This window comes from Rhodospirillaceae bacterium (assembly GCA_018660465.1).
Classification (GTDB): Bacteria; Pseudomonadota; Alphaproteobacteria; order Rhodospirillales; family JABJKH01; genus JABJKH01.
Genome location: JABJKH010000113.1, coordinates 26,334 through 39,062 on the forward strand (window position 1 = coordinate 26,334; position 12,729 = coordinate 39,062).

General features: G+C 52.4%; 16 protein-coding genes. 8 read left to right on the top strand and 8 right to left on the bottom strand.

What is annotated here, in order from left to right; all coding sequences use genetic code 11:
- Positions 1-17 precede the first annotated feature (17 nt).
- Both purS and purQ read left to right on the top strand, forming a co-directional pair.
- Positions 18-260, top strand: a complete 243-nt coding sequence (gene purS, locus HOM51_18925; GenBank protein ID MBT5036590.1) for a phosphoribosylformylglycinamidine synthase subunit PurS — start codon at positions 18-20, stop codon at positions 258-260.
- A gap of 20 nt (positions 261-280) precedes the next feature.
- Positions 281-970 (top strand): phosphoribosylformylglycinamidine synthase subunit PurQ, encoded by a 690-nt coding sequence (gene purQ / locus HOM51_18930; protein MBT5036591.1) that lies wholly within the window; start codon positions 281-283, stop codon positions 968-970.
- A gap of 4 nt (positions 971-974) precedes the next feature.
- On the opposite strand, the gene HOM51_18935 is transcribed toward purQ, so the two are convergent.
- Both HOM51_18935 and HOM51_18940 read right to left on the bottom strand, forming a co-directional pair.
- Entirely contained in the window at positions 975-1,553 is a 579-nt protein-coding gene (locus HOM51_18935; GenBank protein MBT5036592.1) for a hypothetical protein, read from the bottom strand.
- A gap of 63 nt (positions 1,554-1,616) precedes the next feature.
- A complete protein-coding gene (locus HOM51_18940; protein MBT5036593.1) occupies positions 1,617-2,384 on the bottom strand; it encodes a hypothetical protein in 768 nt (255 codons plus the stop codon).
- A 179-nt stretch (positions 2,385-2,563) separates the two neighbouring features.
- Between HOM51_18940 and HOM51_18945 the strand changes: the two genes are divergently transcribed.
- The 5 genes from HOM51_18945 (at position 2,564) to grxD (ending at position 6,921) form a co-directional block, all read left to right on the top strand.
- Positions 2,564-3,193, top strand: a complete 630-nt coding sequence (locus HOM51_18945) for a 2OG-Fe(II) oxygenase (protein MBT5036594.1) — start codon at positions 2,564-2,566, stop codon at positions 3,191-3,193.
- Positions 3,194-3,282: 89 nt separating this feature from the next.
- Positions 3,283-3,999 carry a rhomboid family intramembrane serine protease gene (locus HOM51_18950; protein ID MBT5036595.1) on the top strand — a complete coding sequence of 239 codons (717 nt, stop codon included), beginning with the start codon at positions 3,283-3,285 and terminating at the stop codon, positions 3,997-3,999.
- 138 nt (positions 4,000-4,137) lie between these two features.
- Positions 4,138-6,318, top strand: coding sequence for a phosphoribosylformylglycinamidine synthase subunit PurL (gene purL, locus HOM51_18955; GenBank protein MBT5036596.1), 2,181 nt, complete (start codon positions 4,138-4,140; stop codon positions 6,316-6,318).
- Between the two features lie 13 nt (positions 6,319-6,331).
- Positions 6,332-6,571: a BolA family transcriptional regulator gene (locus tag HOM51_18960; protein ID MBT5036597.1), complete on the top strand. Its 240-nt coding sequence runs from the start codon at positions 6,332-6,334 to the stop codon at positions 6,569-6,571.
- A gap of 14 nt (positions 6,572-6,585) precedes the next feature.
- On the top strand, positions 6,586-6,921 hold the full coding sequence (gene grxD / locus HOM51_18965; protein MBT5036598.1) for a Grx4 family monothiol glutaredoxin: 336 nt from the start codon (positions 6,586-6,588) through the stop codon (positions 6,919-6,921).
- A 4-nt stretch (positions 6,922-6,925) separates the two neighbouring features.
- Here grxD and HOM51_18970 read toward each other — a convergent pair whose 3' ends face one another.
- The 4 genes from HOM51_18970 to HOM51_18985 form a co-directional block, all read right to left on the bottom strand.
- Complete coding sequence (locus HOM51_18970) at positions 6,926-7,360, bottom strand: hypothetical protein (GenBank protein MBT5036599.1); 435 nt, start codon at positions 7,358-7,360, stop codon at positions 6,926-6,928.
- A gap of 128 nt (positions 7,361-7,488) precedes the next feature.
- Complete coding sequence (gene rpsD, locus HOM51_18975; protein MBT5036600.1) at positions 7,489-8,103, bottom strand: 30S ribosomal protein S4; 615 nt, start codon at positions 8,101-8,103, stop codon at positions 7,489-7,491.
- A 142-nt stretch (positions 8,104-8,245) separates the two neighbouring features.
- A complete protein-coding gene (locus tag HOM51_18980; GenBank protein ID MBT5036601.1) occupies positions 8,246-8,809 on the bottom strand; it encodes an HNH endonuclease in 564 nt (187 codons plus the stop codon).
- Between the two features lie 87 nt (positions 8,810-8,896).
- Positions 8,897-9,559, bottom strand: a complete 663-nt coding sequence (locus tag HOM51_18985) for a prolyl oligopeptidase family serine peptidase (GenBank protein MBT5036602.1) — start codon at positions 9,557-9,559, stop codon at positions 8,897-8,899.
- Positions 9,560-9,621: 62 nt separating this feature from the next.
- Between HOM51_18985 and gluQRS the strand changes: the two genes are divergently transcribed.
- The gene (gene gluQRS, locus HOM51_18990; protein ID MBT5036603.1) at positions 9,622-10,476 is read left to right on the top strand and encodes a tRNA glutamyl-Q(34) synthetase GluQRS; all 855 of its coding nucleotides are present in this window, start codon (positions 9,622-9,624) and stop codon (positions 10,474-10,476) included.
- 135 nt (positions 10,477-10,611) lie between these two features.
- Here gluQRS and HOM51_18995 read toward each other — a convergent pair whose 3' ends face one another.
- Both HOM51_18995 and HOM51_19000 read right to left on the bottom strand, forming a co-directional pair.
- Complete coding sequence (locus HOM51_18995; GenBank protein MBT5036604.1) at positions 10,612-11,745, bottom strand: Gfo/Idh/MocA family oxidoreductase; 1,134 nt, start codon at positions 11,743-11,745, stop codon at positions 10,612-10,614.
- A gap of 135 nt (positions 11,746-11,880) precedes the next feature.
- Positions 11,881-12,606, bottom strand: a complete 726-nt coding sequence (locus HOM51_19000) for a dienelactone hydrolase family protein (GenBank protein ID MBT5036605.1) — start codon at positions 12,604-12,606, stop codon at positions 11,881-11,883.
- Positions 12,607-12,729 lie beyond the last annotated feature (123 nt).

Consider the following 12,729-nt stretch of genomic DNA (forward strand, 5'->3'; position numbering starts at 1 on the left):
AGAGATAGGATGATCCTGTGAAAGCGAAAGTACATGTTACCCTGAAAAATGGCGTTTTGGATCCGCAGGGAAAGGCGGTTCAGCATGCGCTTGTCTCGCTTGGCTTTGACGGTGTTAACGAAGTCCGCCAGGGAAAATTCATCGAAATTGAGCTCGACGATCAAGAACCCGAAAAAGCCCGCGACAATGTGGAGGCCATGTGCAAACAATTACTGGCCAATACGGTTATCGAAAACTACGCCATCGACATCATTGACTGAGAAGAACTGAGAGCCTCCCCGTGAAAGCCGCTGTCATTGTATTTCCAGGATCTAATTGTGACAGAGATGTAAAAGTTTCTCTTGAACAAAGCATGGGGTCTGAACCCATCATGGCGTGGCACGGCGATGCCGATTTGCCGGAAGTCGATCTGATTGTCGTGCCCGGTGGGTTTTCCTATGGCGATTATTTGCGTTCAGGTGCCATGGCGGCGCATTCCCCGATCATGCGTGACGTTATTGATCGGGCAAAAAAGGGCGTGCCAACGTTGGGCATTTGCAACGGCTTTCAAATATTGGCCGAGGCGGGTCTGCTGCCCGGCACGTTGATGCGGAATGCCAACCTAAAATTTATCTGCCGTGACATCCATTTGCGGGTCGAAACGTCGGATGATGTTTTTAACAGTGGCTATGATGAAGGTCAGGTCATCCGCATTCCCATCGCCCATCACGACGGCAATTACTTCGCCGACGAAGACACCCTGAAATCTGTTGAAGACCAAGGCCACGTCGCGTTTCGTTATTGCAATGACGGGGGAGAAGTCACCGACGACGCCAACCCCAACGGCAGCCTGAACAACATTGCAGGTATTTTCAACGACGCCGGCAATGTCTTGGGCATGATGCCGCACCCAGAACGACTCGCCGATGCGCAATTGGGCGGCACCGATGGGCGCGCGCTGTTCGATGGGCTCGTCGCCAGCCTATCATAATTCTCTAAAGCAGAATTTTTACCAGTTCTTCTCTGGGCGTGCCGGAACGATAGCGGGCGATAAAATCATCCGGATCAATTTGAATCCCGGAAATATTTTTCTTATAGGCTTCTGTTTCAAAGTAGGCGTGGAAATCAGTTTCTTCAGCGAAATTAACGCACGTCATTTCTGCTTTATTGCCGTCCGGGTCCTCGTAATAAAAGCTCGTCATTATGCCATGATTCCAATTTTGGATCGGCAGAATGCCGTTCGCTTTCATTTGATCATACCGATCAAATAGTTCATCAAAATTTTTATGCGCCAGCTGGAAATGGTGAAGTCCTGGGTCGGTCCCAACTTGATCTTGGGTGCCGTCAATTTCAAATATGCCGAGCATCTGGGCATAAGGGTAATCCCCCCTAAGCCTAAAGAACGCGATTTGCTGGGATTTGGTCCACGATAGTTTTTCAGGACGTGGGCGCACGAAAAACGGCTCGAAATCAAGCGCCTGGGTGTACCAATCCTTCATCGCATCGAAGCGACCAGTTTTCAGTATAACCTCGCTGATGGACGGCGCAGGTATGTTGTCAGACTTTTCGGGCACGATGCGTTCTCCCCAATTTTGAGGAGAAAACAATATGGCGCGTCGCTTTATGAGTCCACTAAACTAAACCCTAAACGACGCATCCGTCCTGGCAGCCTCTGATGTATTTGGCGCGTAGGACTTCCATTTATCCTCGTAGTATTGATCCCGCATGTCGCCATCGGACTGTCTGTTGAAGGTTAGGAAAATATTGCGCCTGCTGCGGTCACTGTTATTGGCAGGAGAGCCATGCGGCACGTAGGCATCGAAGAAAACCACGTCACCGGGATCGGCTTCCAATAGAACGTATTCATCCTCAGGCTCGTAAGGCGGATCGTTTTCCGTCATCGGTTGCCATTCGTCGGTCATAAGGGCGCGCTTATAATTTCCCGAATTCATAAAGCTCAGCGCCCCGTTATCCTTTCTGTTGGCATCAACAACGATGGCCATGGAGATGAAAAAGTCGCCATAGGTATTCCAGCCCGCGGCCTGATCCTGATGCAACTTGTCGGGGCGGCACCCAGGCATTTTGTAATTTATCTTCTCCTTAAACAGAACTGCCGGCTCATCAAAAAGCTGGGTCAAGCAGGCGTTGACGTCAGGGGTGATGAGAAGGTTGGTAAGCTCTGAATTATAGTCACCCAACACGTGCTCAATCCTTACCAGAACGTCTTGTCCTGTCACCGGGCTGGTTTCGTAGTACTTGGCTTCTTGGTTCTCTGCAGGTGTCTTATCACCCAGTTCATTAACAATGCTGGATACACGGTTGATCGATGGTGCATCGAAAAAGTTTTTCAGAACGATGAAACCCTTACTTTTGAACTCTTTCACCTGTTGCTCAGATAACGACATTTCTCATACCCCCGCTGAATGATGGATTCTAAACTTGAGAAAAAGAGCATCTATCGGAAATAAGTTGGTGGTGCATTGATCGCAGTCAATTTATCGACAATTAGATTGCTGTAGCGTCGGCGTTCTTTCATACGAGGAGCACTCAGATGCTTTCCACTTCGTCCAACCAAGCAACCTTTATTGGTTGCTTGCATGCCACCAATACAGATTCAGCCCCCTACGATCATTGGATTTTAGAAAACCCGCTCGATGATGAAGTCATTGAGGCTTTGCTAGATCTACCGTTTGAGGTGCCCAAGGTCGACTGCAGCGACGGCAGGAGAGAAGCTTATAATTCAACCCGCCGTTTCTTTGATCCGGCCGTTTTGGATGAATTTGAAGTATGCAAAATGGTTGCCGAAACCATGCAAAGCCAGGAAACGGTTTCTGTTATTCAAGATACCTGCGGGGTCGACCTTAAAGGCAGTTCCCTGCGGATTGAATATGTCATGGATAGAGACGAGTTCTGGCTGGAACCGCACACCGATATCGGTGCCAAGCGCTTTACCATGCTGATCTATCTGTCGCCGGACCCAGAGAGTGACACGTGGGGAACCGACATTTACGAAGGACCAGGGCCGGAAACATACCTCGCTACCGTGCCCTTTAAATCCAACCGTGGACTTATATTTTTGCCGGGCGAAGACACTTGGCACGGGTTCCGCAAGCGTCCGATCAATGGCATTCGACGCGCGTTGATTGTCAATTACGTTTCCGATGAATGGCGGGCGCGTCACGAGCTTTGTTTTCCGGAGAGCCGGATCGGCTAGCTCTTTTCATCAGCGGAACAACTAGAAATTTGTTGAACCTAAAAGTGTGGAATAGACTATCCTTCCGCTAAGGATAGGAGGTCTGTTCCATGCTTTTACCGCTTAAGGACGATAATCCTCTCATCAGGATCAGTTTTCAACGCGTGACGGTCAGCCTGATCGTCATTTGTTGTCTCGTCTTTATGTGGCAGCTATCGCTCAGCACGGAAGAAAGCAATGCGGCGGTCCTGGGGTTAGGGGCCATTCCAGCAGTTTTGTTCGGCGATAAATATTTGGAACCCGATCTGGTCCTCGTCTCCACCAATTTAACTCTCCTCACCAGCATGTTCTTACATGGCGGCTGGATGCATCTGATTGGCAATATGCTGTTTCTCTGGGTATTCGGCGACAATGTCGAAGACTGCCTTGGTCACCGACGGTTCATAATTTTCTATGTATTCTCAGGAATTGGCGGCGCGCTCACGCACGCCCTGGTTAATCCAGAGTCGGTTGCCCCGATGATTGGCGCGAGCGGTGCAATCTCAGGGATTTTAGGGGCTTATTTGGTCTTGCACCCGCGCGCGCAAGTGCTGGTTCTAGCCTTCATGTACATTCCAATTCGTCTGCCAGCCTTTGTTATTCTGGGCCTGTGGATCGGCTTGCAAATGTTAAATGCGTCGGTCGAAGGTTCGGCAGACGGCGGTGGTACTGCGTGGTGGGCACATATCGGCGGCTTTATTGCTGGAATTGGGTTGTTGTTCCTGCTTCAAAAGAAAACCAAGGCAATTTCAAGCGGCAGGGGGCCGTGGGGAAGGAGACGTTCTTAGCCTGGCGCATCGATAAATATTCCCAACTCAGTGAACCGTCGAAAAAGATGATCGTAGAGTTGCTAACTGTGGCTCATCTGTTATGAAGATCGTTCTGGATTTCAGGCCGGATTTCATCGTCGCTGGAGCCGATAATTTATGAGTGAGATCACCCCGGAAGTCGTCGCACAGCACGGCCTCTCCAAAGACGAATACCAGCAAGTCCTGGACATCATGGGGCGAGAGCCCAACTTGACGGAACTTGGTATTTTTTCCGTTATGTGGAGCGAGCATTGCTCCTACAAGTCCTCGAAAAAATGGCTGAAAACCTTGCCGACGGAAGCCCCTTGGGTCATCTGTGGCCCAGGTGAGAACGCTGGCGTGATCGACATCGGCGACGGCCAAGCGGTCATCTTCAAGATGGAAAGTCACAACCATCCCTCCTTCATTGAGCCCTACCAAGGTGCGGGCACCGGCATTGGCGGCATCATGCGCGATGTCTTCACCATGGGGGCCCGACCCATTGCCAACATGAATGCACTGCGATTCGGTGCCGTGGACCATCCGAAAACCAAACATCTGGTCGCGGGCGTCGTCGCTGGCATAGGTGGCTACGGCAATTGCATGGGAGTGCCGACCGTTGGCGGAGAGTGTGATTTTCATACGTCCTATGACGGCAATATTCTGGTCAACGCCATGACAGTCGGTCTCGCGGACGCAAATAATATTTTCTATTCAGCGGCTGCGGGGATCGGCAATCCCGTGGTCTATGTCGGATCGAAAACGGGGCGCGATGGCATCCATGGCGCGACCATGGCCTCCACCGAATTCAACGAAGACTCCGAAGAAAAACGCCCAACCGTCCAGGTCGGTGACCCGTTCACGGAAAAGCTTTTGTTGGAAGCCTGTCTGGAACTCATGGCGACCGACGCCATCATCGCGATCCAGGATATGGGGGCAGCGGGGCTCACATCATCCTCATTTGAAATGGCGGATAAGGGTGGCGTTGGCGTTGAACTAAACCTGGATATGGTGCCCATGCGCGAAGAAGGTATGACGGCATATGAAATGATGCTGTCAGAAAGCCAAGAACGCATGCTGATGGTGCTGGAACCCGGCAAAGAAGACATGGCTCGGAAGATTTTCGAAAAATGGGAACTGGATTTTGCCGTCATTGGCCGCCTAACCGACACCAAGCATATGGTTCTTAAAATGGGCGGCGAAGTGGTGGCGGACCTGCCGATCCCACCGTTGGTTGATGCGTCGCCGGAATATGATCGGCCTTGGGTTCCAACGCCGAAGCGGGAGGCGGTCTCATCCACCCCTCCCAACGATTTGATGGCAGCGCTTAAAACCCTGATGGGAAGCCCTGACATCGCGTCCAAGGAATGGATTTGGGATCAATACGATCACATGGTTATGGGTGACACGGTAGCGCGTCCTGGTGGCGATGCCGCAATAACCCGGGTCCACGGCAGTCAAAAGGCATTGGCGATCACCAGCGATTGCACACCGCGCTATTGCCTGGCAGACCCCATCGAAGGCGGCCGCCAAGTCGTCGCCGAGGCTTGGCGGAATATCACCGCGACGGGGGCAACACCTCTGGCCGTGACCGACAACATGAACTTCGGCAATCCAGAGAAACCCGATATCATGGGTCAATTCGTCGGCTGTATCGAAGGCATGCGGGAAGCTTGTTCTGAACTGGACTTCCCCGTCGTCTCCGGCAATGTTTCGCTTTATAATGAAACCAACGGCAATGCGATTTTACCAACACCGGTTATCGGCGGGGTTGGGCTTTTAAGCGATGTTTCCAAGGCCATCGGCAGTGCGTTCCAAGATGCAGACGAGGCGATCATCGTTATCGGTAAGACTCATGGTCACTTGGGATCATCACTCTATCTGCGCGACGTTGAAGGCCAGGAGGACGGGCCCCCACCGCCGGTGGATTTAGCACAGGAACGCGCACACGGCGACTTTGTCCGCGCGCAAATTCTTGAAGGCCGGATTACCGCTTGTCACGACGTATCGGATGGTGGCCTTGGTGTCAGCATCGCAGAAATGGCGCTTGCCGGGAACAAAGGGGCGGAAGTCCACGTGCCAACCAACGGCATCGCTTCTCATGCGTGGTTGTTTGGCGAAGATCAGGGACGCTACATCTTAGTGACAAATGATCCCGTACGCCTGCTTGCCGCAGCGGCAAAAGACGGTGTTCCCGCAGCACGGATCGGAACAACAACCGACGACACCTTGACGTTTGTTGACCAAGGGGCCATATCCCTTTCAGAGCTTCGGCAGATCAACGAAAGTTGGATGCCTGAGTACATGTCGACACCTTAAAGGACATATACCCATGGCCATGGACGCCAGCGAGATAGAACAAATGATTAAGGCTGCCCTTCCCGATGCTGAAGTCAGCATTGAAGACCTGAAGGGTGACGGCGATCATTACGCGGCGTTAGTGGTTTCGAAGGAATTCGTTGGTAAGAATCGCGTCAAGCAACACCAAATGGTTTACAACGCCTTACAAGGCAAGATGGGCAACCAACTCCATGCCTTGGCCCTGCAAACAAACACACCCGACGACGCATAAAAAGAGGATACGTTATGAGTGACAACCCGACATTCGATCAGATCGAAGAAGAAATTAACGAGAACCAAGTTGTGCTGTTCATGAAGGGCACACCGATGTTCCCGCAGTGCGGCTTTTCTGCCGCCGTTACTCAGGCACTCACCAACCTGAACGTTAAGTTCAAGGGCATTGATGTCTTGCAGGACCCGGCACTCCGCGATGGAATAAAAGAATTCACCGACTGGCCGACAGTTCCTCAGTTGTACGTCAAAGGCGAATTCGTCGGCGGCTGCGACATCGTCCGTGAAATGTACGAAAACGGCGAATTGCAGGATATGCTGAAGGAAAAAGACGTGGAGTTTGCGGGTTAAGGTCTTAATCAAAAACGATAAAGCTTAGTGTCTCGTTGATAACGTCGCCCCGCTTGAGCGCCATCTTGACCTGATGCCATATTTTGAAGTCTCGGGACTCTTCCTTCAAGTCACCGGCACCGTAGCTTAGCTCGGAAGATTTCATGGCGTCCATATGGACGTCCCGGAGGCTTCGACCGGACTGGTCGAACTTTCGTTCACTGATAAATTTTCCGGTCGAGTCCCGACCAAAATGTCGTTCCAGGTCAGTGCCAAAAAAGATGACACGAAAGTCATCCTTTTCTTCGACATAGCGGCAGATAATAAAATTTTGCCAAAACTTCATAAACGGTCGCGATTCCACCTGAGCAAACGTTAAAACGCCGCCATCCGTGGTCGCCTTAACCAAGTCGACAAATTCTCTGATCTTTTCGTTTGCTTCGGCTCCGCGATCTTCCAATCCTCAAACTCCTTAAGGTGGAAGATAAATGTTATCTTATTAAGACCATAGCGAGCAAACGGCCTCTAAAAAAAGGGCCGGCAATTGAATTGCTCAGCCCTTTTTAAAAAAAAGTGTCGCTTAGGAACTTATCTGGAATAAAATTCGATCACCAAGTTTGGTTCCATCAGCGCTGCATAAGGCACGTCGGCCAGTTTTGGTGTCCGCATGAAGGTGCCTCTACGCTTGTTCAGGTCCACGTCCATGTAATCCGGCAGGTCGCGTTCTGGGCTTTCGACGGCTTCCAGAACCAGCGGTAGCTCGCGAGATTTCTCTTTAACCTCGATCAAGTCGCCTTCTTTTACCAGGTAGGATGGGATATTAACGCGTTTTCCGTTAACCCGAATATGGCCGTGGTTGACAAACTGGCGCGCGGCAAAAACCGTCGGCACGAACTTCATTCGGTAGACCACTGCGTCCAACCGGCGTTCCAGAATTCCGATCAGGTTTTCAGATGTATCCCCGGCGCGCCTGACGGCTTCCGCGTAATAACGACGAAACTGCTTTTCGGTGATGTTGCCATAGAAACCCTTGAGCTTCTGCTTGGCCATCAACTGGGTGCCAAAATCGGACGGTTTGCGGCGGCGTTGGCCATGCTGGCCAGGGCGATAATCGCGGGTATTAATGGGACTTTTAGGACGTCCCCAAAGATTGACGCCCAGACGGCGGTCGATCTTGTACTTCGACTTTAAACGTTTACTCATAATTTTCTCACTCGTTTTATTGGTTTGTTATTGTCCCGATAGGCTCTCAAATCAATGACAGCGGGGCTTTCGCCCACGTTCTCGGGAAGAAGGTGGCGGAGTATACGTCTCGGCGCGGTGTTGTCAAACCAAGAAAAGAAACCTAATCCGATTCCAGTTCCGTATCCCAATACAGGAAATCGCGCCAGCTTTGGTGCAGGTGATTGGGCGGGAAGGCGCGACCGTTTTCTTGCAGCTCGAAACTGGTCGGCTGATAGGGCGCGCGGAGAGGATAGACCCCGGCGGCCTTAGGCATCTTATGCCCCTTACGTAGATTACACGGCGAACACGCGGTAACCACGTTGGTCCACTTGGTAACGCCGCCCCGTGATCTCGGAATGACATGATCAAACGTCAGGTCTTCGGATGGCAAGTTTACCCCGCAGTACTGACAGCCAAAACTATCGCGCAAGAAAACATTGAACCGAGTGAAGGCTGGACGCCGGGATGTGGGCACATAATCTTTTAGGGAAATCACGCTCGGCAGGGACATTTCCCAATTCGGCGAATGCACTGTCTGGTCGTATTCAGAGACCACATTGACCCGGGAAAGAAACACCGCCTTCACCGTATCCTGCCAGGACCACAGCGACAGCGGGAAGTAGCTCAACGGGCGAAAATCCGCGTTAAGTACCAAAGCCGGAAAGCTGTCTAGTCCCCTCGACATCGTTTCGTGCCTCCCATGCACATGCGACGACAAAGTCCCTGTGGCCGGAAGAGTAAACAATTTTTATCGAAATGCAAATTGAAGGGATCAACTTCTAAATATCGACTCCAAGAAGGTTACGCCCAATTTTATTCCTTCCTCGTCAATCCCATGACCTAATCCTGGCCTTACATGGGACGTAACAGGCACACCGGCTGCTTCCAAACCTCCGACTGCCTTGGGGAGTGAGCTTACCGGCAAAACCTCGTCAGAATCCCCGTGGATAAGCATTACCGGTGGGTAGGACTGGATATCGTCAACGAGCTTTGTCGGGTTGGCCAGTGCCCCTGAGTATCCTAGAATTCCCGCAACTGGTTGGTCTCGCCTGGGCCCAACATGCAATGACATCATGGTCCCTTGGGAAAATCCGATCAGCGCGGTTTGGGCATCCGTCAGTCCGGTCTCCACTAAAAGCCCATCAATGAAGTCGTTCAGAATGGGGGCCGCCAGGTGTGTTCCCGAATCGAAGGCCTCAGGCGTGCGCTCTTGCAGACTGAACCACTGACGGCCAAACGGCGCCATGTCATAGGGAAACGGCGCATCCGGCGACACAAACAGAGCCTTGGGGAGCACCTGCTGAAAATAAGGAGCCAGCCCAATCAGATCATTGCCGTCCGCCCCAACCCCATGCAACAGAAGAACCAATTGTTCGGGTGCCGCGCCGTCTGCTGGGGGAAGAGAAGGACCGTTTAACGTAGGAGATGTCGACATGGGATTCCTTTTTGAGCCGAATGCGTTATTGTATTACCCAAATTCAACAGAGCTGTCACTTGATGTCTGATCCAAAAACCATTGTTACCCGCTTCGCTCCCAGCCCAACAGGCCACCTGCACTTGGGCCATGCTTACTCAGCCCTTTTGGCAGCGAAGCTCGCGGGGGATGGGAAATTTATTCTGAGGATTGAAGACATCGACCAGGGCCGTTGTCGTCCTGAATTTGAAGAGGCCATATACGAAGACCTCGCGTGGCTGGGCCTCACATGGGAAACACCCGTGCGCCGCCAGTCCGATTGCATGGACGAATATGTCGAGGCGCTCAATAAGCTAAGCCTCCAGGGTCTGATTTACCCGTGCTTCTGCACCCGCAAAGACATCGCCCGCGAAAACGAAGCAGCAGGACAAGCGCCCCACAGGACTGGCGGAGCAATTTATCCAGGGACCTGTCGAACCCTGCCAAATTCCACCCGGCAAGGTCGCATCGACGCAGGCGACGCCTTTGCCTTTCGCATAGATATAGCAGAGGCAATTGATAAAGCAGGTCCGCTCACGTGGGCCTCCGCCGACGAAAAAGGCGAGACAACCGAAATCCAAGCCACCCCCGAAATTTACGGCGACGTTGTCCTCGCACCGAAAGACGTACCAACGAGTTATCACTTGGCCTGTACCCTGGACGACCACCTGCAAGGCATCACGCTCATAAGCCGAGGCGAAGACTTGGCGGCTGCCACCCACGTGCATCGGTTGCTACAGGCGTTGTTGGATTTAGATACCCCCACCTACCATCACCACAGCCTGCTCACTGACGACACAGGCAAGCGCTTTGCCAAACGAGACAATTCCTTCACCCTGCGAAGTCTTCGTGCGGATGGGATGACAGCGGAAGAAGTCAAGGCGATGGCCTTTCCGTAAACTTCTAAGCTTTACGCAGCGCCCTTCGAGACGCCGCTTTGCGGCTCCTCAGGATGAAGATGTTATTTGGAATAAAAATAAAAAAACTTCATCCTGAGGAGGCCCGAAGGGCCGTCTCGAAGGGCGCTGGATATTCTAGGCTTCCAACCCCGCCATTAACTCATCTGGAGTGATCGGCAATTCGACCTCGGCCTTACGTTTCGCCGACAAATCCATCGCCATGGTCAGCACCAAGTTCCGGTGGCCTTCGGCGGCGGTTGCGTGTGGGGTGGCTTTATCCAGGTAAATCCGCCGGAACCAGGAATTGGTTTCTTCACGCAGTGGGCCCCAAAGGTCGCCTTCGTACATATCCCCGGGCGGGAAGCTGGTCAGGAAATCGACGTTGCGTTCGACTTCCATTTTTAGACCGTCCGGATTGTAGCCGGGGCCTTGGGGCAGTTCGGTGGCCAGGATGACGTCACGGTGGGTGTCTTCAATATCCAACACGCCCTTGGTGCCGACGATCCCAATCTCCAGGCCGTAGACGGAGCCCGGCCATACTTTCGGCAATGACCAACAAATATTCATCGACCAGATCGTGCCGTCTTCCATGGTGAAGACGCCGAAGGTCGCGTCTTTCGTGCCGAGTTCGGTCATGACGTTTTCGTTTGAGCGCGCAAATACAGAGACAGGCTTACCCGCGTCCCCCATTAGCCACATGCACATGTCCAGGCTGTGGGTGCCGGAAACCACCATGGGGGTCAGGAAACGGCGGTCTTGGGTCAGGCGCACTTCGCCAGTTGGGGCCATTTGGTTCATAAAGGCGCGTGTCACCACCGCCGTCAGGTCGCCAATCTGGCCGCTATCGATGCGCGCTTTGGATGCCAAGAAGCGGCGGCGGAAACGTTGGGTGTAGCCAACAACAGCATCAACACCCGCATCCTCAATCGCTGTCAGCACTTGCAGGGATTCACGTGCATCCGTCGCCAAGGGCTTTTCGATAAATAACTTATGACCAAGTTCAGCGGCCAACAGCGTTGGCTCACCATGCGCCCAAGTCGACGTCGCAATAACCACGGCATCAACCTCTGGTCTTTTTAAAAGTTCGCGGAAATCGTTGGTGAAGAAATCGGCGTCAATATCGTCTTTAAGTTTTTGCCCCAGATCCTCATTAATATCCGCAAGTCCTATCCAACCTATCCCCGGAAAATCCTTTGCAAGTGTCGACCGCATCCGCCCGACCACACCGCAGCCAACGACCGCGAGCCCAAGTTGTTTTAAATCAGCCATGTATAGAGTCCTTCGATTAGAGAGTTTGAATTTGGTTGGTGCCATTTTAAAGACTGGAATAGGCATAGCAATAGGGCACCATGGAGGGACCCCATAGCGCCCTATTATTCTACGTAGAGAATTTAGGTTTTAGGTTTAGGTAAGCTTCGCGTGAAAGAAGTCGATGGTCCGCTTCCATGCGAGTTTCGCCATGCCTTCGTCGTATCTTGGCGTAGTGTCATTATGAAACCCGTGGTTCGCATTGGCATACATGTAGGCCGTAAACTCTTTGCCATGCTTCTTCAAAGCAGCCTCATAGGCGGCAGCCCCCTTGTTAATGCGCTTGTCGAGAGCACCGTTGTTTATCAAAAGAGGCGCTTTGATCTTGGCGACTTCAGCGTCTGTCTTTGGTTGGCGACCATAGAACGGCACACCTGCTGCGAGGTCCGGCAAGCGAACAGCCATCTTATTGACAATACCGCCACCAAAACAGAAACCCACCACACCGACTTTGCCGTTGGAGTTGCTATCCGCTTTTAGATGCTGAAACGCGGCAATAAAATCTTGCAGCAACTTGCCCTTATCGAGCTTCTTTTGCATCACCTTGCCTTCAGCATCTGTGCCGGGATACCCACCCATTGGCGTCAAACCATCGGGGGCCAATGCCGTAAAACCAGCCGCTCCGACCCTGCGGGCGACATCCCTGATATACGGGTTAAGACCGCGGTTCTCATGAACAACAACAACGCCACCGCGCTTACCGCCGCCAGACGGCCGGACAAGATAGCCGTTAATGGTCCCATGACCCTTGGGTGAATTGTACTTAATATCTGCAGCTTTTATCCGCGCATCGTTCTCGTCTACTGAAGTGGTCCCACTTATCCGGACAGTATAGCGGCTTTGCTAAGGTGTATCGGGTTTAGGTTTCATGCCGCCTGTTTCTCGTTTCTGTCCGCCCAGTATGCTTCGACTGGGGTTCGGTATTCAAGAGCCGAATGGGGCCTC

Coding starts and splice junctions, on each gene's coding strand:
- HOM51_18960 (MBT5036597.1), top strand. CDS start 6,332: ATGGCCATGGACGCCAGCGAGATAGAACAAATGATTAAGGCTGCCCTT.
- gluQRS (MBT5036603.1), top strand. CDS start 9,622: ATGTCTGATCCAAAAACCATTGTTACCCGCTTCGCTCCCAGCCCAACA.
- HOM51_18985 (MBT5036602.1), bottom strand. CDS start 9,559: ATGTCGACATCTCCTACGTTAAACGGTCCTTCTCTTCCCCCAGCAGAC.
- HOM51_18940 (MBT5036593.1), bottom strand. CDS start 2,384: ATGTCGTTATCTGAGCAACAGGTGAAAGAGTTCAAAAGTAAGGGTTTC.
- HOM51_18950 (MBT5036595.1), top strand. CDS start 3,283: ATGCTTTTACCGCTTAAGGACGATAATCCTCTCATCAGGATCAGTTTT.
- purL (MBT5036596.1), top strand. CDS start 4,138: ATGAGTGAGATCACCCCGGAAGTCGTCGCACAGCACGGCCTCTCCAAA.
- rpsD (MBT5036600.1), bottom strand. CDS start 8,103: ATGAGTAAACGTTTAAAGTCGAAGTACAAGATCGACCGCCGTCTGGGC.
- grxD (MBT5036598.1), top strand. CDS start 6,586: ATGAGTGACAACCCGACATTCGATCAGATCGAAGAAGAAATTAACGAG.
- HOM51_18995 (MBT5036604.1), bottom strand. CDS start 11,745: ATGGCTGATTTAAAACAACTTGGGCTCGCGGTCGTTGGCTGCGGTGTG.
- HOM51_18980 (MBT5036601.1), bottom strand. CDS start 8,809: ATGTCGAGGGGACTAGACAGCTTTCCGGCTTTGGTACTTAACGCGGAT.